Source organism: Neisseria sp. HMSC074B07 (assembly GCF_001810355.1).
GTDB lineage: Bacteria > Pseudomonadota > Gammaproteobacteria > Burkholderiales > Neisseriaceae > Neisseria.
The window spans coordinates 16,602-37,499 of sequence record NZ_KV800981.1; the positions used below are offsets into that span (position 1 = coordinate 16,602).

The 20,898-nt window shown below is 50.8% G+C and carries 19 protein-coding genes and 1 tRNA gene; 10 read left to right on the forward strand and 10 right to left on the reverse strand.

The window, feature by feature from the left end:
- Nucleotides 1-88: 88 nt before the first annotated feature.
- Nucleotides 89-1,030 carry a dicarboxylate transporter/tellurite-resistance protein TehA gene (gene tehA, locus HMPREF2726_RS11230; RefSeq protein ID WP_009312118.1) on the reverse strand — a complete coding sequence of 314 codons (942 nt, stop codon included), beginning with the start codon at nucleotides 1,028-1,030 and terminating at the stop codon, nucleotides 89-91.
- Between the two features lie 382 nt (nucleotides 1,031-1,412).
- Entirely contained in the window at nucleotides 1,413-2,330 is a 918-nt protein-coding gene (locus tag HMPREF2726_RS11235) for a LysR family transcriptional regulator (RefSeq protein WP_246827892.1), read from the reverse strand.
- Between the two features lie 154 nt (nucleotides 2,331-2,484).
- On the opposite strand from HMPREF2726_RS11235, the gene HMPREF2726_RS11240 reads away from it, so the two are divergent.
- Nucleotides 2,485-3,630: an alpha/beta hydrolase gene (locus HMPREF2726_RS11240; protein ID WP_070603403.1), complete on the forward strand. Its 1,146-nt coding sequence runs from the start codon at nucleotides 2,485-2,487 to the stop codon at nucleotides 3,628-3,630.
- Nucleotides 3,631-3,763: 133 nt separating this feature from the next.
- Here the strand turns inward: HMPREF2726_RS11240 and HMPREF2726_RS11245 are convergent, their stop codons facing one another.
- The 8 genes from HMPREF2726_RS11245 to tgt all read right to left on the reverse strand — a co-directional run bounded on the left by HMPREF2726_RS11245 (nucleotide 3,764) and on the right by tgt (nucleotide 12,810).
- Nucleotides 3,764-4,513 (reverse strand): class I SAM-dependent methyltransferase, encoded by a 750-nt coding sequence (locus HMPREF2726_RS11245; protein ID WP_009312115.1) that lies wholly within the window; start codon nucleotides 4,511-4,513, stop codon nucleotides 3,764-3,766.
- Between the two features lie 220 nt (nucleotides 4,514-4,733).
- Nucleotides 4,734-4,982, reverse strand: a complete 249-nt coding sequence (locus HMPREF2726_RS11250) for a CsbD family protein (protein ID WP_009312114.1) — start codon at nucleotides 4,980-4,982, stop codon at nucleotides 4,734-4,736.
- Nucleotides 4,983-5,110: 128 nt separating this feature from the next.
- Nucleotides 5,111-6,640 (reverse strand): ABC transporter permease/substrate-binding protein, encoded by a 1,530-nt coding sequence (locus HMPREF2726_RS11255; protein ID WP_070603407.1) that lies wholly within the window; start codon nucleotides 6,638-6,640, stop codon nucleotides 5,111-5,113.
- A gap of 112 nt (nucleotides 6,641-6,752) precedes the next feature.
- Nucleotides 6,753-8,471, reverse strand: a complete 1,719-nt coding sequence (gene argS, locus HMPREF2726_RS11260) for an arginine--tRNA ligase (protein ID WP_070603410.1) — start codon at nucleotides 8,469-8,471, stop codon at nucleotides 6,753-6,755.
- A gap of 141 nt (nucleotides 8,472-8,612) precedes the next feature.
- The gene (locus HMPREF2726_RS11265) at nucleotides 8,613-9,293 is read right to left on the reverse strand and encodes an excalibur calcium-binding domain-containing protein (protein ID WP_070603413.1); all 681 of its coding nucleotides are present in this window, start codon (nucleotides 9,291-9,293) and stop codon (nucleotides 8,613-8,615) included.
- Between the two features lie 204 nt (nucleotides 9,294-9,497).
- A complete protein-coding gene (locus HMPREF2726_RS11270; protein ID WP_003757777.1) occupies nucleotides 9,498-10,235 on the reverse strand; it encodes a toxin-antitoxin system YwqK family antitoxin in 738 nt (245 codons plus the stop codon).
- A 444-nt stretch (nucleotides 10,236-10,679) separates the two neighbouring features.
- Complete coding sequence (gene prmB, locus HMPREF2726_RS11275) at nucleotides 10,680-11,579, reverse strand: 50S ribosomal protein L3 N(5)-glutamine methyltransferase (RefSeq protein ID WP_009312111.1); 900 nt, start codon at nucleotides 11,577-11,579, stop codon at nucleotides 10,680-10,682.
- 115 nt (nucleotides 11,580-11,694) lie between these two features.
- Nucleotides 11,695-12,810, reverse strand: coding sequence for a tRNA guanosine(34) transglycosylase Tgt (tgt, locus tag HMPREF2726_RS11280; protein WP_009312110.1), 1,116 nt, complete (start codon nucleotides 12,808-12,810; stop codon nucleotides 11,695-11,697).
- A 256-nt stretch (nucleotides 12,811-13,066) separates the two neighbouring features.
- Here tgt and HMPREF2726_RS11285 point away from each other — a divergent pair.
- The 9 genes from HMPREF2726_RS11285 (at nucleotide 13,067) to HMPREF2726_RS11325 (ending at nucleotide 20,766) form a co-directional block, all read left to right on the forward strand.
- Nucleotides 13,067-13,143, forward strand: a tRNA-Val gene (locus tag HMPREF2726_RS11285).
- Between the two features lie 53 nt (nucleotides 13,144-13,196).
- On the forward strand, nucleotides 13,197-15,110 hold the full coding sequence (gene thrS, locus HMPREF2726_RS11290; RefSeq protein ID WP_009312109.1) for a threonine--tRNA ligase: 1,914 nt from the start codon (nucleotides 13,197-13,199) through the stop codon (nucleotides 15,108-15,110).
- A gap of 17 nt (nucleotides 15,111-15,127) precedes the next feature.
- On the forward strand, nucleotides 15,128-15,649 hold the full coding sequence (gene infC / locus HMPREF2726_RS11295; protein WP_074895063.1) for a translation initiation factor IF-3: 522 nt from the start codon (nucleotides 15,128-15,130) through the stop codon (nucleotides 15,647-15,649).
- Nucleotides 15,650-15,795: 146 nt separating this feature from the next.
- Nucleotides 15,796-15,993: a 50S ribosomal protein L35 gene (gene rpmI, locus HMPREF2726_RS11300; protein ID WP_002232040.1), complete on the forward strand. Its 198-nt coding sequence runs from the start codon at nucleotides 15,796-15,798 to the stop codon at nucleotides 15,991-15,993.
- 12 nt (nucleotides 15,994-16,005) lie between these two features.
- Nucleotides 16,006-16,365, forward strand: coding sequence for a 50S ribosomal protein L20 (gene rplT, locus HMPREF2726_RS11305; RefSeq protein ID WP_002214103.1), 360 nt, complete (start codon nucleotides 16,006-16,008; stop codon nucleotides 16,363-16,365).
- A gap of 247 nt (nucleotides 16,366-16,612) precedes the next feature.
- Nucleotides 16,613-17,605 carry a phenylalanine--tRNA ligase subunit alpha gene (gene pheS / locus HMPREF2726_RS11310; protein WP_036529398.1) on the forward strand — a complete coding sequence of 331 codons (993 nt, stop codon included), beginning with the start codon at nucleotides 16,613-16,615 and terminating at the stop codon, nucleotides 17,603-17,605.
- A gap of 123 nt (nucleotides 17,606-17,728) precedes the next feature.
- Complete coding sequence (pheT, locus tag HMPREF2726_RS11315; protein WP_009312107.1) at nucleotides 17,729-20,092, forward strand: phenylalanine--tRNA ligase subunit beta; 2,364 nt, start codon at nucleotides 17,729-17,731, stop codon at nucleotides 20,090-20,092.
- A gap of 73 nt (nucleotides 20,093-20,165) precedes the next feature.
- On the forward strand, nucleotides 20,166-20,468 hold the full coding sequence (locus tag HMPREF2726_RS11320) for an integration host factor subunit alpha (RefSeq protein WP_003675494.1): 303 nt from the start codon (nucleotides 20,166-20,168) through the stop codon (nucleotides 20,466-20,468).
- Complete coding sequence (locus HMPREF2726_RS11325; RefSeq protein ID WP_009312106.1) at nucleotides 20,452-20,766, forward strand: hypothetical protein; 315 nt, start codon at nucleotides 20,452-20,454, stop codon at nucleotides 20,764-20,766. Before HMPREF2726_RS11320 ends, HMPREF2726_RS11325 begins: the two co-directional genes overlap by 17 nt.
- The last annotated feature ends 132 nt before the right edge of the window (nucleotides 20,767-20,898 follow it).

Here is a 20,898-nt window from a genome sequence, read left to right on the forward strand (position 1 = left end):
CTTGTCCTGATTTAAATTTAATCCACTATAGTTTTCAGACGACCTAAGGCCATGTTCGTTTTATCACGCCTTTAAGCCGCACGATTTTTCATTTCACCCACAACCGTCCCTGTCTCGCTAAATTCAAAGTCGCCAGCAACAGTAACATCACCAAGCCGGAGCCTGCGGTGGCGAGGAAATAGCCTAAAAACAGTAAACGCTGTTCGGCGATCAAATGGAAGCCGCAGCCTGTCATTGCCGCCAAACCGAATGAGAAACCCCAAAAGCTGGGGCTGAAACCCTGTTCCAGCATCCAAGGCAGAAGGCGCAGCAGCAACAGGAATTGCAGGCAGCCGTAGCCGATTAAAAGCAGCGAGAAGGTATCGATGTGCCCGCCCGATACGGCAAAATAGGTGCCACAGCCGACAAAAGCGGGCGCAAGTTGAATGCCGACAATACCGCGCACAGGGGCGTTGACGGGTGTACCGGTGCGCAAACGGCTCAATATGGCGGCTTCCAAGCTAAGCCATGAAAACAGTCCCGCGCCCAAAAACAGCCAAGCGTAATCCGATAAACCCAATGCCGCCATTGCGGTCGCGCTGACAAAATTGGTGGCAACGGTGGGCAGGTAAACAATCGGCGTGGTGGCATCAAGGGTATGGACGCCGCGCCACAAGCCGCCTGCACGGTACATGGCAAATGCTAACTGTCCCGCCGTTCCCAGCAAAATCAACCCTTTTGCCAGTAGCGTTTGATAGGGTGAGGCTGCCAAACCCGCCAGCATCGTGGTAATCGGAATCGCACTGATGAAACAGCATTGCACCAAATCCTGCAAATCCTGCAAAAATTCGGGGCGGAAAAAACGGATTTTGATGATGTAGGCAATGACCAGCAGCAGCCAAAGCGCAAAGGCGGCAGCTAACAGCGTTTCCGCAGCCCAAGTCGGCAAAAGCCCGATATGCGCGCCGTAACGCCACGACAAACCGAGCGCGAAAAGCCCCAACGGCATGCTGAAATAGCTGAGGGGGACGGGAAATTTTTTGGTACTCATATTGTGATGTGTGTTTTAAGGAAAGGCGGTAGTATAGCCGATTCAAATCGGTAAGCGCAGCTTGGGTTGAGGCCCGATAAAGACGTTAAATCTGTCTGAAGTATCGGGTTTCAGCATGAGCCGTATCAGGTAGGGATATGCTGATGTTTGAGTTTATAAATTCGGCTTTCAGACGACCTGAAAGTAAGCGGAAACAGACAATATAGTGGATTAACTTTAAATCAGGACAAGGCGGACGAAGCCGCACAGTACAGACAGTACAGAACCGATTCACTTTGGTGCTTCAGCACCTTAGAGGAATCGTTCTCTTTGAACTAAGGCGAGGTAACGCCGTCGGTTTAAAGTTAAGCCACTATAAATGTCGCTTGAGCCTTCTTGGTTATCAGGCAGCCTCTTTATCATACATTTCCCGCAACACCTCCGTCAGCCAGTCGAACACCTTTAATACGCGCCCGGAAGTTACTGTGCGTTGCGGGCGGTAGATGTAGAGTTGCCACGAGCGGCGCGGGATTTCGGGAAAGAGTTCTAGCAGTTCGCCGTTTTGCAGGTGGATTAGGCACAGATGTTCCGGGATATAGGCGGCAACGCTGCCTGCCAGTGCGGCGGCGAGTTCGTTGGCAGGGTCGTCTGTGATGAAACGGATGTTTTTTGGAAAAACGTGCATTTCTGCGTTGAGCGGCCAGCCCCACGGGCGGTTGGTGTTGGCGTTAATGAGCGACGATGCGGGGAAACGGCCGGTTAATTCGTCTAGGTTTTGCGGCGTGCCGTGGCGGGCGAGATAGGCGGGGGAGGCGACGATTTTGTCGGTGGTGTCGCAGATTTTGCGGACAATCATCAAATCTTCTGCCTGTGTCCCGATGCGGATGCCGATGTCGAGTTGGTTTTCCACCGTGTTAAGTTTGGCGTCATTGCTGCGCCAATCGATATAAAGTTCGGGATAGTCGGCGCATTTTTCCAGCAGGCGGGCGAGTATGCGGCCGTTATCGCTCCACTGCGGTACGGTAATGCGGACGATGCCGCGTATCTCGTCTTTTTCTTTGGCGGCAGAAAACAGGTTTTCGCTGTCGGCAAGGAGCTGCTGGGCGCGCGGCAGGAAGGCTGCGCCAAACTCGGTCAGGTGGATATTGCGTGTGTTGCGGGTAAAAAGCTGTTCGCCGAGGTGTTGTTCCAATTCGGCAATCACACGCGTTACCACCTGCGGCGAAACGGACAGGCGCAGCGCGGTTTCGCGGAATTGCAGGGTCTCGGCGGCGGAGCAGAAGTATTTTAGGGCGTTGAGTTTGTCCATTTTGATTTTCAAGGGATTGGTTCAGGTCGTCTGAAAACCTTTTCAGGCAGCCTGCACCTTAATTGTTCCATATTCTAGAATTAACAATTCAGATTTTATTCATTGTTTGCCAAACAGTCCATCCCTATAATGCACTCATTCGATAAGCAAATAACGGAGCAACCCCATGAAAAATCAAGCTAAAAAATCATTCCTGAAAACTGCTGCCGCAGCCGCCGTTGCATTGACTTTGTCCGGCCCTGCGCTGGCAGACGTGTCCATTACCCCGATGAAAGGAGTTCAAACTATGCAGCTTACCCAAGAATGGGACAAAATTTTCCCCCGGTCCAATAAAGTGGAACACCACAAAGTAACATTCAAAAACCGCTACGGCATCACATTGGTTGGTGATTTGTATGTGCCGAAAAACATCCGTTCAGGCCAGAAACTGCCCGCAATTGCGGTGGCCGGCGCGTTCGGTGCGGTGAAGGAGCAATCCAGCGGTCTATATGCCCAAGCGATGGCAGAACGCGGTTTTGTAACCTTGGCGTTTGACGGTTCGTTCACCGGCGAATCGGGCGGCGAGCCGCGCAATATCGCATCGCCCAAAATCAATACCGAAGACTTTTCCGCTGCCGTTGATTTCCTCGGCCTGCAAAACTTCGTGAACCGCGAACAAATAGGCATCTTGGGCATTTGCGGCTGGAGCGGCATGGCGTTGAACGCCGCTGTGGGCGATACCCGTATCAAAGCCGTCGCCACCAGCACCATGTACGACATGACCCGCGTGATGGCCAACGGCTACGAAATCAACATGAAGCAGAACGCACAAGGCGGCTACGACCGCGCCCCCGCGCAAACTGCCGAAGCGCGCTACCAAGCCAAACAGGGCATGAACACCCAACGCTGGGCAGACGCGGAAAACGGCACGCCGTCGCACGGCAGCCCCGACAACCACCTGCCTTCGCAAGACAAATTGACCACCGACACCCCGCAGTTTGTACGCGAATATTCGGGCTTCTACAAAACCCAACGCGGCTACCACCCACGCTCCGTCAATTCCAACGGCGCATGGTCGCAAACCACCCCGCTGGCGTTCATCAACATGCCGATTCTGCAACGCGCAGGCGAGTTGAAAGCCCCCGCCTTAATCGTTCACGGCGAAAAAGCACACTCACGCTATTTCAGCGAAGACGCGTTCAAATCGCTGGGCAGCCAAAACAAAGAGCTGTACATCGTGCCGGGTGCGAACCACACGGATTTGTATGACAACACCCGAGGCAAGATTCCGTTTGATAAGTTTGAGCAGTTCTTTAAAGCGAATCTGCATTAAGGTCGTCTGAAAGGCTACCTGAGAGCGTAAAAGCAGCCTGCACTTTTTTGTAACGAGTGCAGGCTGCTTTTTATTTTTCAGACGACCTTTTCAGATTTCGAGGTCGTCTGAAAAAGCAAATGCGGCGGCTGTATCAAACAGGTTTGCGGAAGGTAATGCAGTAAAAGCGGTTGTTCCACAGCAGCCGCGTTTTCTTTTCCTGCACGGTTTCGGGGATGCAGTTTTCGATTTGTGTCAGATCGAAATCGGTGTCTTGGAAGTAGTTCCGCGTGAATAGGCTTTTTTTGTATTGTTGTTGGATGAAGTCGGTGGTTTCGTCTGCAATCATGATTTTGGTGCCGGGCTTGGCGACGCGCAGCATTTCGTTGATGGCTCTTTGCTTGTCGCTGAAAAAATTGATGCCGCCCACATGGAATACGACGTCGAACATATTGTCGGCAAAGGGTAAGTCTTCGGCGTTGCAGTGTACCAAATCCAAGCCTGCCGCTTTTTTCCGCCATACGTTGCGGCAGCGTTCCAACATGCCGAGCGATAGGTCGGCGCCGGTTAAATCCAGCGCGGCGGGGTCGATGTCGGCGGGCAGGTGGTTTAAATCGGTACCTGTGCCGATGGAGACGTAGAGCGCGGTGCAATCCTGCCGCCATTCCAGTTCGTCCATCAGGCTGCGCCGTGTCTCGTTGATGCTGTTGCCGTATCTGAGGCGGGCTATCCAGCGTTCGCCGAAATCGTACCAACGGGCGAGGCGGTTGTACATGTTCATGTATTTGGCGTTGTCGCCCGTTACGTTGTCGGAGTCGAGGCACAACAAGATGCCGTCTTGTTCGGGCGGAAGCGGGTTTTGTAAGGCGGGTTTGAGCTTTTGGATGAGCTTGGCGGAAGGCATGGTGCTTCTCCTGTTGAGGGTTGAGCGATGCGTATCTTGAGTCGGGATTCGACAAGGCCGTTAAAACATTGGATTCATCTGTCCAACTTATCCGGCGGGGTCGTCTGAAAGCTTGATTGTGGTGAACAGGCAATTTTAGGGTGGCTGCGCTGTCTGAAATAAAGGCCGTCTGAAATCGTGTTTCAAACGGCCTTTTGACATAGTTTAAGACAAGAGGGGATTAGAACTTGCTTTTGATGTCGTCAATCAGGTTTTCGGCTTTTTCTTTTGCCTCGCTAACCAGATGTTCTGCTTCTTCTTTGCCTTTTTTCAATACGTCGCTTGCTTTTTCCTCAATGTCGGCGGCAACTTCTTTGACTTTGCCGATGCCTTGTTGGATCACGCCTTCTGCTTGGAGTTTGGGATCGTCTAAGAGTTCTCCGGCTTTCTCTTTTACATTACCGCTGATTTGGTCTAATTTACCGCTCATGGTTTATTTCCTTGATGTTTATGTTGATCGAGAACCCACTATAGTCTAATCGGGAGCGTGTTGCAACTTGAGAGGTCGTCTGAAAATCTGTTTCAACAAAATGAAAACCGTTTTTCAGACGACCTGAATCATTTGCCCTTATCGTTTATCAAACCGTTTTTCTGTAAATAATCCCGCGCTACGTCCGCCGGTTTTTCTCCGCCCACTTTCACGCGGTAGTTCATTTCGGTCATTTCGGCTTCGCTGATTCTGCCTGCCAGTTTGTTCAATGCATTCACGACGTCGGGATGCTGTTCGGCAAACTCGGTTTTCATCAGCGGCGCGCCTTGGTAGGAGGGAAAAAGGGCGATGTCGTCTGAAAGGACGGCGAGGCGGTATTGTTTGAGGTCGCTGTCGGTGGAATAGGCTTCGACGAGGTCGATTTTGCCGTTTAGCAGGGCGGTGTAGCGCAGGGCGGGTTCGAGCGTCGAGAGGTGGTTAAACTGTATGCCGTGTTGTTGCAGACCCTTGTAGCCGTCGGCGCGGTCGGTAAATTCGAGGGTAAAGCCGGCGCGGATTTGGTTTTGCACGCGTTTGAGGTCGGAGATTTTGTGCAGGTTGTGCGCGGCGGCGTAGTCTTGGCTGACGGCGAGGGCGTAGGTGTTTTGGTATGCCATCGGCGGCAGAAAGGTCAGCCGGTGTTGTCGGACAAGCAGGTCTTTGGCGGTTTGGTAAGTCTGTTCGGGCGAAAGGCGGCGGTTTTGCTGTTCGGCAGGGACTTTGACCAGACTTTCAAGGACGGTACCGGTAAATTCGGGATAAATATCAATTTCGCCGCTGTTTAAGGCATTAAACAGAAATGAAGTTTTGCCGAAATTGGGTTTAAGCATCACTTGCGCGCGCGGATTATTTTCTTCAATCAACTGTTTGTACATATTGATGAGGATGTCGGGTTCGCTGCCGAGCTTGCCTGCGATGGTGATTTTTTGTGCGGATGGGTTCGTTTGAAAAATCGGTGCCAAACCGATGGCGATAAGGATGGCAAGCAGGGCGGCGGTAATCGGCATTTTGTGTTTGGACTTTTGCAGTATGCCGATGCCGCCGCTGACCAATACGGCGAGCAGGGCGGACAACAGCGCGCCGGTAAACGTCATCGCCATGTTGTTGCGGTCGATGCCGAGCAAAATCAGGTTGCCCAAGCCGCCTGCGCCGATAAGCGCGGCGAGTGTCGCCGTGCCGATAATCAATACGGACGCGGTGCGGATGCCGGAAATCATGGCGGGCAGCGCCATCGGCAATTCAATGCGCCACAACGCCTGCCAACGGGACAAGCCGAACGCGGTGTGCGCTTCTTTGATGGCGGGATCGATTTGGCTCAAACCAAGATAGGTGTTTTGAAAAATCGGCAATAGGGCATAGAGCGTCAGCGCAATCAAAACCGGCGGCGAACCGATACCGACAAAGGGAATCAGCAAGCCGAGTAGGGCGAGGGACGGAATGGTTTGCAGGATATTGGTTACCTGCAAAACACCTTCCGCCCAACGCCGTTTGTCCGCCAGCCACACGGCCAGCGGCACGGCCAGCGCGACGGCGCAAAGCAGGGCAATCAGGGAGAGGCGGAGGTGTTCAAGCGTCGCCTGCCACAGTTCGGCGGGCGGAACGGGGAGAAAATCGGGCATAAAGAATTGTCGGAATTGAAAATATTTCCGACAGTATAGCGTAAGGGGCAAAGAAGAGAAAAAGGTCGTCTGAAAATCCGTTTTCAGACGACCTTTGCTTATGGAAAATGCCTTACATCACATCCAACACGTCAATGCCCAGCAAATCCAAGCCTTGTTTCAGCGTGTCGCCGGTGAGCTTTGCCAGTTGTAGGCGGCTGTTGCGGGTTGCACCTTCGGCTTTGAGTATCGGGCAGGCTTCGTAGAAGCGGCTGAACAGGGTGGCGGTTTGGTAGAGGTAGGCGGCGAGGTAGTGCGGATATGCCGTGTCCGCCACGCTTTGCAGCACGTCTTCGAATTTCAGAAGCTCGGCGGCAAGCTGTTTTTCCAGCGGTTCGGTCAAAACGGTTGACGCGGTCGCGTCCCATTCGCCGGCTTTGCGGAACACGCTTTGCACGCGGGTGTAAGCGTATTGCAGGTAGGGGGCGGTGTTGCCTTCAAACGAGAGCATGGCGTCCCAGTCGAACACATAATCGCTGGTGCGGTTTTTGCTCAAGTCGGCATATTTGACTGCGCCGATGCCGACGGTTTTGCCGATTTTCGCCGCTTCGTCTGCGCCCAATTCGGGATTTTTTTCTTTCACCAAAGCGATGGCGCGTTCGACGGCTTCGGTCAGCAGGTCAACCAGTTTTACGGTGTCGCCACTGCGCGTTTTGAACGGTTTGCCGTCTTTGCCCATCATGGTGCCGAAGCCGATAAACTCGGCTTTTGCATTTTCCGGCAGATAGCCTGCTTTGCGGGAAGTGGTGAAAAGTTGTTCGAAGTGCAGGGCTTGGCGGTGATCGACGACGTACAGCAGGCGGTCGGCTTTCAGACGGCCTATGCGGTAGCGCAGGCACGCCAAATCGGTGGAGGCGTAGAGGAAGCCGCCACCTTGTTTTTGCACGATAAATGCGGCGGGTTCGCCTTCTTTGTTTTTAAACTCGTCCAAGAACACGACTTTCGCGCCGTCGTCTTCGACCGCCAGACCTTTTTGAACCAAATCATCGACCACGGGCTGCAAATCGTCGTTGTATTTCGATTCGCCCGCCACGTCTTCGGGGCGCAGCTTCAAGCCCAGCGTGTCGTAAACGGCTTGGGCGTGCGAGAGCGAAATATCGACAAACTGTTTCCACAACGCCAACACGGTTTCATCGCCGCCTTGCAGCTTCACAACGTATTCGCGCGCGGTGTCGGCAAAGGCGGGGTCTTCGTCAAAGCGCACTTTGGCGGCGCGGTAAAACTGCTCCAAATCCGCCAACTCAAACGCGGCATTATCTTTTTGCTGCTCAACCAAATAAGCAACCAACATGCCGAATTGCGTACCCCAGTCGCCGACGTGGTTTTGGCGGATGACGGTGTTGCCCATAAATTCCAATACGCGCGAAATGCTGTCGCCGATGATGCTGGAACGCAGATGGCCGACGTGCATTTCCTTTGCCAGATTGGGCGAGGAATAGTCGATGACGACGGTTTGCGGTTTGTCGGTTTCCGCTATGCCGAAACGCGTGTCATTCAAAGCCGCATGAATGTTCTGGGCGAGAAATTCGGGGCGCAGACGCAGGTTGATAAAGCCGGGGCCGGCCACTTCCGCGCTTTCAATCACGGCGTTGTCCGCCAATGCTTCGACGACCTTTTGCGCCAATTCGCGCGGATTTTGTTTGGCTTTTTTCGCCGCACCCATCACGCCGTTGATTTGGAAATCGCCGTGTTCGGCGTTTTTGGTCGGCTGCAAAACAACGGGGCTGTCGGCGATGCCTGCGGCGGCAAAGGCGGCGGTGGCTTCGCGTTCGACGGTTTGATGTAGGTTCATGAAGATCGGTCTTTCGGTTAAATTCAAATCAGGCGGTATTTTAAAAGAATTTGGGGTGTTGAAACAGGGCTAAGGTGAAAGGTCGTCTGAAAACCTTGGATTTGGGTTTTCAGACGACCTTTTGCGCAGAGAAGAGATAGGTTAATGCCAACGGCTGTCGTTTTCACATGGAATGCCGTCATGATCACCGTCCATTTTGGTATTCGGACAGAATTTAACGAAGAATTCTGCCTCACTTAAGGAAGTCATTTGGGAACAATATTGACGACCATCGCATTTGAATTCGTTTTTTGATGTTGAAGAGACAGAGGAGTGATCAGATTTTTGGGTGTCCGTAGATTTATGTTTAGCATTTGTACGACCACGGCTGTTGACCGCATCCAACCACTCTTCGCGTTCGGCTTTTATTTTGGCTGCAACTTCTTCCACCATCGTCTTCGGCGGTGCGGCCGCTGCCGCTTGTGCCTGTTGCTGGTATTTCTGCCAGTAATCCCGGCCGAACCATCCGCCGGCGGCAAGCAGGGCGATGATGGGGATAATCAGCAAGAGCTTGGAAAAGGTTTTTTTATACGGCTCAGGTTCGGTGTCGAAAAAGTCGAATTCATCGACACAGTCAAGGGAGAAGCAGATATTTTCGGCTTCGTCGCGTCCGCGTCTGCCTTTGACAATGTCGAATGAGACGCGTTGGCCTTCGGCAGGCGGACGTGTCAGTGTGGTAAAGGCGGAAAGCGGGGCGAACACTTCTGTACCCATGCTTTCTTCGCGGATGGCTCCAAATTGGCGGTTGTCATTCCAGCGTGTAATCGTACCGTAATAGCGCATATTTTTATGTAATTTGAATAGTTGTTGTTTGGGTTGTATTTTAAACGAAATCTGTAAAGGAACAAGGGGAGCGGTTGATATTTAAATGTAAATTCTATGCCATCGGGAACGGCAGGTTTCAGACGACCCCTGTCAGGCCGGCATGATTCGGTAAGGAGAGTGATGTTTTAAACAAAAAAGGAAACATATCGTTTCCCTTTTCTGTTATTCAATAACGTAACCTTCTTTATCCCAATTTGTCTTTTTCACTATTTGGTCGTTGGCGTAAACCGTTTCGGACTTTTTGGCTCCGTCGTCATACCATTCCAAGACAACGCCGTTGCGTTTGCCGTTGGTAATGGTAATTTCAGAAAGGGCGCGGCCGTTTTCGTCCCAACTCATGATTTCGGTCGGTTTGTCGTTGACCATGGTCATTTCGGTTTTCGGGCTGCCGTTGGGATACCATTGCTTCCAGTAGCCGTTTGCCTTGTCGTGTTTGAACTGGATTTCGCTTTCTTTCGTGCCGTTGCGGTAATAGCGTGAGCCGACGCCTTCGCTCAAGCCGTTCAGATAGGGCATGACTGCCGATTTTTTACCGTTGGGGTACCAGTTGGTCCATTCGCCGTTCGGCTTGCCGTTGCGGTAGCTGCCGATCATTTTCTTTTGCCCGTTGAAATGCCAGAGTGTCAAAGTACCGTTGTTGAGGACGGGAACGAAGGTTTTGATCTGCGCCGCCGGTATTTCATACGGGTCGGAATATTTTTTCATGGACGGATAGTAAAAGTCCTGCACTTGCGCTACGCCGGATTCGACGGTGTATTGGCGGACGTAAGCTACCGATGACATTGTGGCGGTAATTTTGCCGTTTTGATTGAAATAAACGGAATGGGTTTGTGCCGAAGCTTGAAGCGACGCGCCAAGCAGGATGCAGGCGGTCAGGCTGTTTGTCCAAAAGTGGTTCATTGTCTGGTTGTTCCGATGTGGCGGAGATGTAAATAATAGGTATTTAGTTGAGTCGTCAAGTCGATAATATTTGAATAAAGCATATTCCGGCTGTTATTCGTCATTATAATCCATCAGGTCATGCGGGTTAAATATAATATTTTTATGAATGCTTATTTAAATACAGACAATAAATATAAGAAATGGTTCCGATTGGAATATTGATTTTGTGTGTAGGGAGGTCGTCTGAAAACAGATTAAACGGATATGTTCAACGTTAATAATATAGTGGATTAACTTTAAACCAGTACGGCGTTGCCTCGCCTTGCCGTACTGTCTGCGGCTTCGTCGCCTTGTCCTGATTTAGTTAAGCCACTATAGTGGTTTGGGGCGAGCACAATCATGAAAATACGGCCGAAAACCTATATGCAGAAGATTTTCGGCCGTATCAAAATCAGCAAGGGATTATTCCAATCCCAGCAATTGCTCTCGGGTCAGCAAGAATACGAATCCGTCGCCGCCGCTGGTTTCCAGCCAAGTGAACGGCAGCTCGGGATAGGCGGCTTCCAATACGTCGCGGTTGTGTCCGATTTCGACCAACAATACGCCTTTGGGATTGAGGTATTTGGCGGCGTGCAGCAGGATTTGACGGGTGGCGTCCAAACCGTCTTCGCCGCTGCCCAAGGCGAGTTCGGGTTCGTGCAGGTATTCGTCTGGCAGCATATCGACTGATTCGGCATCGACATAGGGCGGGTTGGAAACGATCAGGTCGTATGTGCCTTCCAAACCTTCGAACAAATCGGTGTGAATCAGGTTGATGCGCTCTTCCAATCCATAATCTTCGATGTTGATGGCGGCTACTTCCAGCGCATCCAAGCTCAAATCGACGGCGTCAATTTCAGCGGCGGGGTAGTGGTGTGCCATTTGAATGGCGAGGCAGCCGCTGCCGGTACACAAATCCAATGCGCGGTGAACCAATTCGGGGTGTTCTATCCATGGGGTAAGGCTGTCGCCGAGCAGTTCGTAAATAAACGAACGCGGTACGATAACGCGTTCGTCAACATAAAAATCGAAATCGCCTTGCCATGCCTGATGTGTGAGGTAGGCTGCGGGGATGTGTTCGACTGCGCGGCGTTCCAGTACTGCCAACACTTCTTCTTTCTCGCTTTGCAGCAGCTTGGCGTCAAGGTAAGGTTCCAGCGTGTCCAGCGGTAGGTTGAGGGTGTGCAGGATGAGGTAGGCGGCTTCGTCGTGCGCGTTGTCCGAGCCATGCCCGAAAAACAAACCGGCATCGTTGAAACGGCTGACGGCGAAACGCAGGATGTCGCGGACGGTGGTCAATTCTTGGGCTGCTTGGGTAAACATATCGCACTCTCAAATAATGTAAATTAATGTTTGCATTATAACAGCAAGGTCGTCTGAAAACGGTGTTTACTTGAATATAACGTTTTCAGACGACCTCGATAAACATGGTTCAATCTCAATCCACCCCGCGAGCGCGGTTTTCATGGAATTGCGCCTGCCAATCGGCAAATTTCCCTTGCTCGATGGCTTCGCGCATTTCCGCCATGATGACTTGGTAGAAATGCAGGTTGTGGATGGTGTTGAGTTGCGCGCCCAAGATTTCGCCGGCGCGGTGCAGGTGGTGCAGGTAGGCGCGGCTGAAGTTTTGGCAGGCGTAGCAGGTGCAGCTTTCGTCTATCGGGCGTTTGTCGAGCTTGTGTTTGGCGTTTTTGATTTTCAAATCGCCGAAACGGGTGAACAGCCAGCCGTTGCGCGCATTGCGGGTGGGCATGACGCAGTCGAACATGTCCACGCCGTGCGCCACGCCGTAAACGAGGTCTTCGGGTGTGCCGACGCCCATCAGGTAATGCGGTTTATGTTCGGGCAACATCGGTCCGACGGCGCGCAACATGCGGTACATTTCGGGTTTGGGTTCGCCGACAGACAGCCCGCCGATGGCAAGCCCGGGGAAGTCGAATTGTTCCAAGCCGCGCAGCGATTCTTCGCGCAAATTCTCATACATCGCGCCTTGCACGATGCCGAACAGTGCATTCGGGTTCTTCAAATCTTCAAAGGCTTTTTTGCTGCGTTCTGCCCAACGCAGGCTCATTTGCAGGGATTTTTGCGCCTGTTCGTGCGTTGCTTCGCCCGGTGTGCATTCGTCCAACTGCATCACAATGTCGGAATTGAGTACGGTTTGGATTTTCATGGAGATTTCGGGCGAGAGGAAGAGTCTGTCGCCGTTGATCGGGCTTTGGAAGGTACAGCCTTCTTCAGTGAGTTTGCGCATATCGGAGAGCGAAAAAACCTGAAAACCGCCCGAGTCGGTCAAAATCGGTTTGTCCCAGCCGATAAAATCGTGCAGGCCGCCGAATTGTTCGATGACTTCCAAACCGGGACGCAGCCATAAATGGTAAGTGTTGCCCAAAATAATTTGTGCCTTGATATCGTGCAGGTTTTGCGGATTCATTGCCTTAACCGAGCCGTAAGTGCCAACCGGCATGAATACGGGTGTTTCGATTTTGCCGTGGTTCAGTTCCAGCGTGCCGCGTCGGGCATGACCGTCTTTTTTATGTAAGGTAAATTTGAGCATAGGTTGTATCTATAAATGTAGAAAACGGCGTGCGAAGCCGCCGTGCAGTCAAACGATTGAGGTAAAAACGCGATTATAAAGGATTTTCATCGCAATAGCGGTGTTTGAATATTTCAGATGACCTTATTCGTATCGAGATGTTCACTGTTGAAAATGTTTCAAAAAAATCACAATGTTCCGACAATGTCGTCTGAAACCTTGTTTTCATGCTTGCCATTGCGTCAAAGTATCGTCTATAATCCGAACCCTATTAAACAGGCACGTAGCTCAGTTGGTTAGAGCACCACCTTGACATGGTGGGGGTCGTTGGTTCGAATCCAATCGTGCCTACCAAATTTCCCAAACGGCATTTATGCCGTTATTTTTTAATGTTTTGGAGCTTTTTGATGTTGAACATTACCTTGCCGGACGGCTCAGTCCGCCAATACGAATCGCCCGTTACCGTGGCACAGATTGCCGCGTCTATCGGAGCAGGTTTGGCGAAGGCGACGGTGGCGGGTAAGGTAAACGGCAAATTGGTCGATGCGTGCGATCCGATTACCGAAGATTCAACCGTCCAAATCATTACCCCGAAAGACCAAGAAGGCGTTGAAATCATCCGTCACTCTTGCGCCCACCTTGTCGGTCACGCAGTCAAGCAGCTCTATCCTAATGCAAAAATGGTTATCGGCCCCGTCATTGAAGAGGGCTTTTATTACGATATCGCAACGGAAAAACCGTTTACGCCTGAGGATGTTGCCGCTATCGAAGCGCGTATGAAAGAATTGATTGCTCAGGATTATGATGTAATCAAAATCATGACTCCGCGCGCCGAAACCATCAAAATTTTCCAAGATCGCGGCGAAGAATATAAACTGCGCCTGATTGAAGATATGCCCGAAGTTGAAGCAATGGGTATGTATCATCATCAGGAATATGTTGATATGTGCCGCGGTCCGCACGTTCCGAACACACGCTTCCTGAAAAACTTCAAGCTGACCAAGCTGGCAGGTGCATACTGGCGTGGCGACAGCAATAATGAAATGCTGCAACGTATTTACGGCACCGCTTGGGCGACAAAAGACGAATTAAAAGCCTATATCCAGCGTATTGAAGAAGCAGAAAAACGTGACCACCGCAAATTAGGCAAGCAACTGGATTTGTTCCACTTGCAGGACGAAGCACCGGGTATGGTGTTTTGGCATCCCAAAGGTTGGGCTTTGTGGCAGACCATTGAGCAGCATATGCGCAAAGAGCTGAATGCCGCCGGTTACAAGGAAGTCAAAACTCCTCAAATCATGGATAAAACCTTTTGGGAAAAATCCGGTCACTGGGATAACTACAAAGACAATATGTTCGTAACCAGTTCGGAAAAGCGCGAATACGCGGTTAAACCGATGAACTGCCCGGGACATGTTCAGATTTTCAATAACGGTCTGCGCTCGTACCGCGATTTGCCAATGCGTTTAGCAGAATTTGGTTCTTGCCATCGCAACGAGCCGAGCGGTGCATTACATGGACTGATGCGTGTCCGCGGTTTTGTACAAGACGATGCGCATATTTTCTGTACCGAAGATCAAATCGTCAGCGAAGCGCGGGCATTCAATGAATTGCTGGTTCGTATTTACAAGCAATTCGGTTTCCATGATGTGTCCGTCAAACTTTCACTACGTCCTGAGAAGCGCGCCGGTTCAGACGACGTATGGGATAAGGCAGAACAAGGTTTGCGCGAAGCATTGACTGCTTGCGGCGTGGAATGGGACGAATTGCCGGGTGAAGGTGCGTTCTACGGACCTAAAATCGAATATCACGTCAAAGACGCATTGGGACGTTCTTGGCAGTGTGGTACGCTGCAGCTGGATTTTGTGTTGCCGGAACGCTTGGATGCAGAATATGTAACCGAAAATAATGACCGCGCCCGTCCGGTAATGTTGCACCGCGCCATTTTGGGTTCTTTGGAACGATTTATCGGTATTTTGATTGAAAACCATGCAGGTTCTTTCCCATTGTGGTTGGCGCCGGTTCAAATGGTGATTATGAATATCACCGAAAATCAAGCAGATTACTGCCGTGAAGTGGCTGCCAAATTGCAGGTTGCTGGCTTCCGTGTAGAGCTGGATTTGCGTAACGAAAAAATCGGTTACAAAATCCGTGATAACAGCCAATACCGCTTCCCTTATCAAATCGTTGTCGGCGATAAAGAGAAGCAAGAAAACAAAGTGGCCGTGCGCCGCAAAGCAGAAGACTTGGGTTCTTTGGATTTGGATGATTTCATTGCACAACTGCAGCAAGAAATCTCAGACGCCCTCGTCAACCATTAATTTTTATAGGAGTATTCATCATCGCTCAAGAACGCGAAGCACGAATCAATGGCGAAATTACCGCTAAAGAAGTGCGTTTAATCAGTGAGTCAGGCGAACAGCTTGGTGTTGTATCGGTTCGTGAAGCTTTGGCCATGGCCGAAGAGCAGGATGTGGATTTGGTAGAGATTTCCCCTACTGCCAAACCGCCTGTGTGCAAACTGATGGATTACGGTAAATATAAATACCAACAAGCCAAGAAACGCGACGAAGCCAAGAAAAACCAGAAGCAGGTACAAATTAAGGAAATCAAATTCCGTCCGGGTACCGATGAAGGCGATTATCAAATCAAAATGCGCAACATCAACCGCTTCTTGGCTGACGGCGATAAAGTCAAAGTCACGCTTCGTTTCCGCGGGCGTGAAATGGCTCACCAGCAACTCGGGGCGCAACTTTTAGAGCGCGTGAAAGAGGATTTGGCGGAAGTGGCTCAAATCGAATCCTTCCCTAAAATGGAAGGCCGTCAAATGGTGATGATGATTGCACCGAAGAAAAAATAAAGTTATAATTTTCAGCTTACTCCGATTGCCGCTTCGGAGTAAGCTTTTGATTGGCGGCAAAAACCGTGGCATTTTGGGTTCAAGTGTTTGAAACCAATGTTTTAAAACCCCCTGATGCCTTATCTAATAACGAATGGAGTTTTCCCATGCCTAAAATGAAAACCAAGTCTAGCGCGAAAAAACGCTTCAAAGTACTGGGTAACGGCGGTGTAAAACGCGCTCATGCGTTCAAACGCCACATCTTGACTAAAAAGACCACTAAAAACAAACGCCAACTGCGCGGTACCTCTATGGTAAACGATCGCGATTTGGCTTCTGTTGCTAAAATGTTACCCTACGCTTAAGGAGTTTAGAATATGCCACGCGTAAAACGCGGTGTAACCGCTCGTGCCCGTCACCAAAAAATCTTCGCGTTAGCCAAAGGCTACCGCGGTCGTCGTAAAAACGTATACCGCGTTGCCAAGCAAGCGGTAATGAAAGCCGGTCAATACGCATACCGTGACCGTCGTCAACGCAAACGCCAATTCCGTCAATTGTGGATTGTCCGTATCAATGCAGGTGCTCGTGAAAACGGTCTGTCTTACAGCAAATTTATGAACGGTCTGAAACGCGCCTCTATCGAAATCGACCGCAAAGTATTGGCTGATCTGGCTGTGTTCGATAAAGCCGCTTTTGCACAATTGGTTGAGAAAGCCAAAGCTGCTTTGGCTGCTTAATCCAAAAAAATTTGAAAAGGAAGCTACGGCTTCCTTTTTTCTTTGTTTGAAGAAAGTCTATGTGATTGATTTTCTTTCTTTAAAGCCTATTTTTTTGAATTGATTTGCGCTAAAATACGCCGATTCTATCAAACGGATTGGCCGTAAACGATAAAAGGTCGTCTGAAAAGTTTGGCAACACCAAACCATACAGGCGGCCTCATTGTTTCAGACGACCCATCATCAACCGACAGACGATAAAACCACTATGGAAAATGTAAACCGTATCGTTGCAGAAGGCATTGCCGCCGTAGAAGCAGCGCAAGACTTCAACGCTCTAGAACAAATCAAAGCCCGTTATCTTGGTAAAACCGGCGAATTGACCGGACTTCTGAAAACCTTAGGTCAAATGTCGCCTGAAGAGCGCAAAACCATAGGTGCGCATATCAATGAGTGCAAAAACCAGTTTCAGACGACCTTTAACAATAAACGCGATGCCCTCAACGAAGCCAAACTTCAAGCCCAGCTTGCCGCCGAAGCACTCGATATTACCCTGCCCGGACGCGCGCAGGAAAATGGCGGTCTTCATCCCGTAACTCTGACCTTGCAGCGCGTGGTCGAACTCTTTCACGGCATGGGTTTTGAAGTGGCAGACGGCCCGGAAATCGAAGACGATTTCCACAACTTCCAAGCTCTGAACATTCCCGCAAACCATCCGGCACGCGCCATGCAGGATACGTTCTACGTTGAAAACGGCGATGTTTTGCGCACGCACACTTCCCCGATTCAAATCCGCTATATGCTCGACAAAAAAGAGCCGCCTATCCGCATTATTGCCCCCGGCCGCGTTTACCGTGTGGACAGCGATGCTACGCACTCGCCTATGTTCCACCAAGCTGAAGGTCTGTGGGTGGAAGAGGGTGTAACTTTCGCCGATTTGAAAGCCGTGTTTACCGATTTTATCCGCCGCTTTTTTGAACGCGATGATTTGCAAGTACGTTTCCGTCCGTCTTTCTTCCCGTTTACCGAACCGTCTGCCGAAATCGACATCATGGGCGAAAACGGCAAATGGCTGGAAGTCGGCGGCTGCGGCATGGTGCATCCCAATGTATTGAAAAACGTGAATATCGACCCCGAGAAATACACCGGTTTCGCCTTCGGCATCGGCCTCGACCGTTTTGCCATGTTGCGTTACAACGTGAATGATTTGCGGCTGTTTTTCGATAACGATTTGAACTTTTTGAAGCAGTTTGCGAAATGATTGTGCAGGCTGCCTAAAAGAAACTGCCCTAACAAAGTTAAAAAGCAGCCTACACTCCCAAGCAAACAGGTCGTCTGAAAATAAAATCTGATAAAAAGTTAATTAGTTGATTGAGAACATAACATGCAATTCTCCTACTCATGGCTGAAAACCCAAGCCGATACCGAACTTTCCGCCGATAAGCTGGAACATCTGTTAACCATGTCCGGCTTGGAAGTGGAAGAAGCCGAGACTGCCGCGCCTGCGTTTACAGGCGTGGTGATTGCCGAAGTGAAATCCGTTGAAAAACATCCTGATGCCGACCGTTTGAACGTTACCCAAGTCGATGCGGGTACAGGTGAGTTGGTGCAGATTGTGTGCGGTGCGCCGAATGTCAAAGCGGGCGTCAAAGTGCCGTGTTCGTTGCCGGGTGCGGTGTTGCCGGGCAATTTCAAAATCAAGCCGACCAAGATGCGCGGCGTGGTGTCGAACGGGATGTTGTGTTCCACCGATGAACTCGGTCTGCCTGACGACGGCGTGAACGGTCTGCACATTTTGCCGCAAGACGCGCCCGTCGGTGCAAACATCCGCGAATATCTGGATTTGGACGATACGGTGTTCACGCTGAAAATCACGCCGAACCGTGCCGACTGCCTGAGCATCAAAGGCATTGCGCGCGAAGTATCCGCGCTGACGGGTTGCGCGTTCAAGCAGCCTGTAATCCATGCCGCGCCAATCACGGGTAGCCGCAAACAGCCCGTGCAGATTGATGCGCCTACCGATTGCGGCCGCTTTATCAGCCGCGTGATTGAAAACGTGAACGCGCGCGCCGCTACGCCGGATTGGATGAAGCAGCGTTTGGAGCGCAGCGGTATCCGCAGTATTTCCGCTCTGGTGGACATTGGCAATTATGTGATGCTGGAAATTGGTCAGCCGATGCATGTTTTTGATGCCGACAAACTTTCAGGCAGCCTGCACATCCGCCGTGCGCGCGAAGGCGAAACGCTGGAATGCCTGAACGAGAAAACCGTCTCTCTGTCTGAAAACACGCTGGTAGTCGCTGATGAAAAAGGCGCGTTGAGTTTGGCGGGACTGATGGGCGGCGCGGCAAGCGCGGTTTCAGACGACACGCAAAATATCGTGCTGGAAGCGGCTTGGTTTGCGCCTGAAATCATCGCCGGAAAATCGCGCCAATACGGTTTTGGTTCGGATTCGTCGTTCCGCTTTGAGCGCGGCGTGGATTACCGTTTGCAGGCCGATGCCATCGAACGCGCTAGCGAATTGGTTTTGCAAATCTGCGGCGGTGCGGCAGGCGAAATGGTGGAAGCGCAGGGTGAATTGCCCGAAGCCAAGCAGGTCGAATTGCGTTTGGGTCGTCTGAAAACCGTGTTGGGCGTGGACATTCCTGCCGAACAGGTGGAAACCATTTTGCAGCACTTGGGCCTGCAACCTGAAAAAACGGCGGAAGGCTTCCGTGTTACCGCGCCGAGCTTCCGTTTCGACATCGAAATCGAAGCTGATTTGATTGAAGAAATCGGCCGCGTTTACGGCTATGAAAATATCCCCGACGATTACACGTCAGGTCGTCTGAAAATGTTGGCGCTGCCCGAAACACGCCGTCCGCGTTTTGCCGTTTATAACGAAATGGCGGCGCGCGGCTACCGCGAAGTGGTCAGCTACGCCTTCGTTGACGAGCAGTGGGAACACGACTTTGCCGCCAACGCCAACCCCATCCGCCTGCAAAATCCGCTGGCGGCGCAATATGCCGTGATGCGTTCCACGCTCATCGGCGGTTTGGTGGAAATTTTGCAAAACAATCTAAATCGCAAGCAAAACCGCGTGCGCGTGTTTGAAATCGCCCGCGTGTTCAGCAAGGATTCAGACGGCCAGTTTGTACAAAACGAACGCATCGGTGGCCTGTGGTACGGTGCGGCGATGCCCGAACAATGGGGCGAGAAAACGCGCAACGCGGATTTTTACGATATTAAGGCCGATGTAGAAAATCTGTTGAAAAACAAAGCGGTTGAGTTTGTCAAAACCGAACATCCCGCGCTGCATCCCGGCCGAGCCGCCAATATCGTTTCAGACGGCCAAGTCATCGGCTTTGTTGGCGAATTGCATCCGAAATGGCTACAAAAATACGACTTGCCGCAAGCAACGCTGGTATTTGAAATCGATATGGCAGCCGTATTGGAACGCGAAAAAACGCGTTATCAGGCAGTATCGAAATTTCAGCCGGTGCGCAGGGATTTGGCTTTTGTGATGCCTGAAACCATGACCCATGATGATTTGTTGGCCGCCTTGAACGGCGCGGCAAACAAGTTGGTACAGGAAATCAGCGTGTTTGACGTGTATCGAGGTACGGGCCTGCCTGAAGGGATGAAGAGCATGGCGGTTAAGGTGATTTTGCAGGATATGGAAAACACGCTGACGGATGAAACAGTCGAGCCGGTTATCGGAAAACTGATTGACGCGGCAACTGCTGCGGGAGCGCAACTTCGCAGTTAAAAAATAAATATTCGCTTGAATTTTAAATAGAAATTGGTAATAATCTGCACCTATTACAACAGAAGGTAATAATATGACACTAACTAAAGCCGAATTGGCCGATATTTTGGTAGATAAAGTCAGCAATGTAACCAAAAACGATGCCAAAGAAATCGTCGAACTCTTTTTTGAAGAAATCCGCAGCACTTTGGCACGCGGCGAAGAAATCAAAATTTCCGGTTTCGGTAATTTTCAGTTGCGCGACAAACCGCAACGTCCCGGCCGTAATCCGAAAACCGGCGAAGAAGTACCGATTACCGCCCGCCGCGTAGTCACTTTCCATGCCAGCCAAAAACTCAAAGGCATGGTGGAGCATTACTATGACAAACAACGCTAATCCCGTTATTCCTGCAAAACGTTATTTCTCGCTGGACGAAATGTGCGAACTGGTGCAAATCAGCCCGTCACAATTTGCCCAGTGGCAACATGAGAACGGTATCGTTGTCGGTTACGGCGGCGATCGTTACACCCGTTCCGATGTGGTGAAACTGATGAAGCTGAAAGATACCTTTGCGCCTTATGTCGACCGCTTCAGCCGTGATTCTTTGGATGCAAACGGTCATCCTGCTGCAAAGGCAGAAGAGGTTAGGAATAGCCTGAATCAAATCTTGGCAGATTTGGAAGCGCATTCATAATCGCCATTTCGTATTTCTGCGAAAAATAAAAAAAACCGACCTTTGAGAGGTTGGTTTTTTTATTGATGATGAAAAGTTTAACAATATATTTTTATGCCAATTTATAGTGGATTAAATTTAAATCAGAACAAG

Excerpts from the sequence above, each read along its gene's own strand:
- HMPREF2726_RS11240 (WP_070603403.1), top strand. The coding sequence starts at position 2,485 with ATGAAAAATCAAGCTAAAAAATCATTCCTGAAAACTGCTGCCGCAGCC.
- HMPREF2726_RS11320 (WP_003675494.1), top strand. The coding sequence starts at position 20,166 with ATGACACTAACTAAAGCCGAATTGGCCGATATTTTGGTAGATAAAGTC.
- prmB (WP_009312111.1), bottom strand. The coding sequence starts at position 11,579 with ATGTTTACCCAAGCAGCCCAAGAATTGACCACCGTCCGCGACATCCTG.
- rplT (WP_002214103.1), top strand. The coding sequence starts at position 16,006 with ATGCCACGCGTAAAACGCGGTGTAACCGCTCGTGCCCGTCACCAAAAA.
- HMPREF2726_RS11265 (WP_070603413.1), bottom strand. The coding sequence starts at position 9,293 with ATGCGCTATTACGGTACGATTACACGCTGGAATGACAACCGCCAATTT.
- tehA (WP_009312118.1), bottom strand. The coding sequence starts at position 1,030 with ATGAGTACCAAAAAATTTCCCGTCCCCCTCAGCTATTTCAGCATGCCG.
- pheS (WP_036529398.1), top strand. The coding sequence starts at position 16,613 with ATGGAAAATGTAAACCGTATCGTTGCAGAAGGCATTGCCGCCGTAGAA.
- HMPREF2726_RS11245 (WP_009312115.1), bottom strand. The coding sequence starts at position 4,513 with ATGCCTTCCGCCAAGCTCATCCAAAAGCTCAAACCCGCCTTACAAAAC.
- HMPREF2726_RS11325 (WP_009312106.1), top strand. The coding sequence starts at position 20,452 with ATGACAAACAACGCTAATCCCGTTATTCCTGCAAAACGTTATTTCTCG.
- tgt (WP_009312110.1), bottom strand. The coding sequence starts at position 12,810 with ATGCTCAAATTTACCTTACATAAAAAAGACGGTCATGCCCGACGCGGC.
- thrS (WP_009312109.1), top strand. The coding sequence starts at position 13,197 with ATGTTGAACATTACCTTGCCGGACGGCTCAGTCCGCCAATACGAATCG.
- HMPREF2726_RS11255 (WP_070603407.1), bottom strand. The coding sequence starts at position 6,640 with ATGCCCGATTTTCTCCCCGTTCCGCCCGCCGAACTGTGGCAGGCGACG.
- rpmI (WP_002232040.1), top strand. The coding sequence starts at position 15,796 with ATGCCTAAAATGAAAACCAAGTCTAGCGCGAAAAAACGCTTCAAAGTA.
- HMPREF2726_RS11250 (WP_009312114.1), bottom strand. The coding sequence starts at position 4,982 with ATGAGCGGTAAATTAGACCAAATCAGCGGTAATGTAAAAGAGAAAGCC.
- argS (WP_070603410.1), bottom strand. The coding sequence starts at position 8,471 with ATGAACCTACATCAAACCGTCGAACGCGAAGCCACCGCCGCCTTTGCC.
- pheT (WP_009312107.1), top strand. The coding sequence starts at position 17,729 with ATGCAATTCTCCTACTCATGGCTGAAAACCCAAGCCGATACCGAACTT.
- HMPREF2726_RS11270 (WP_003757777.1), bottom strand. The coding sequence starts at position 10,235 with ATGAACCACTTTTGGACAAACAGCCTGACCGCCTGCATCCTGCTTGGC.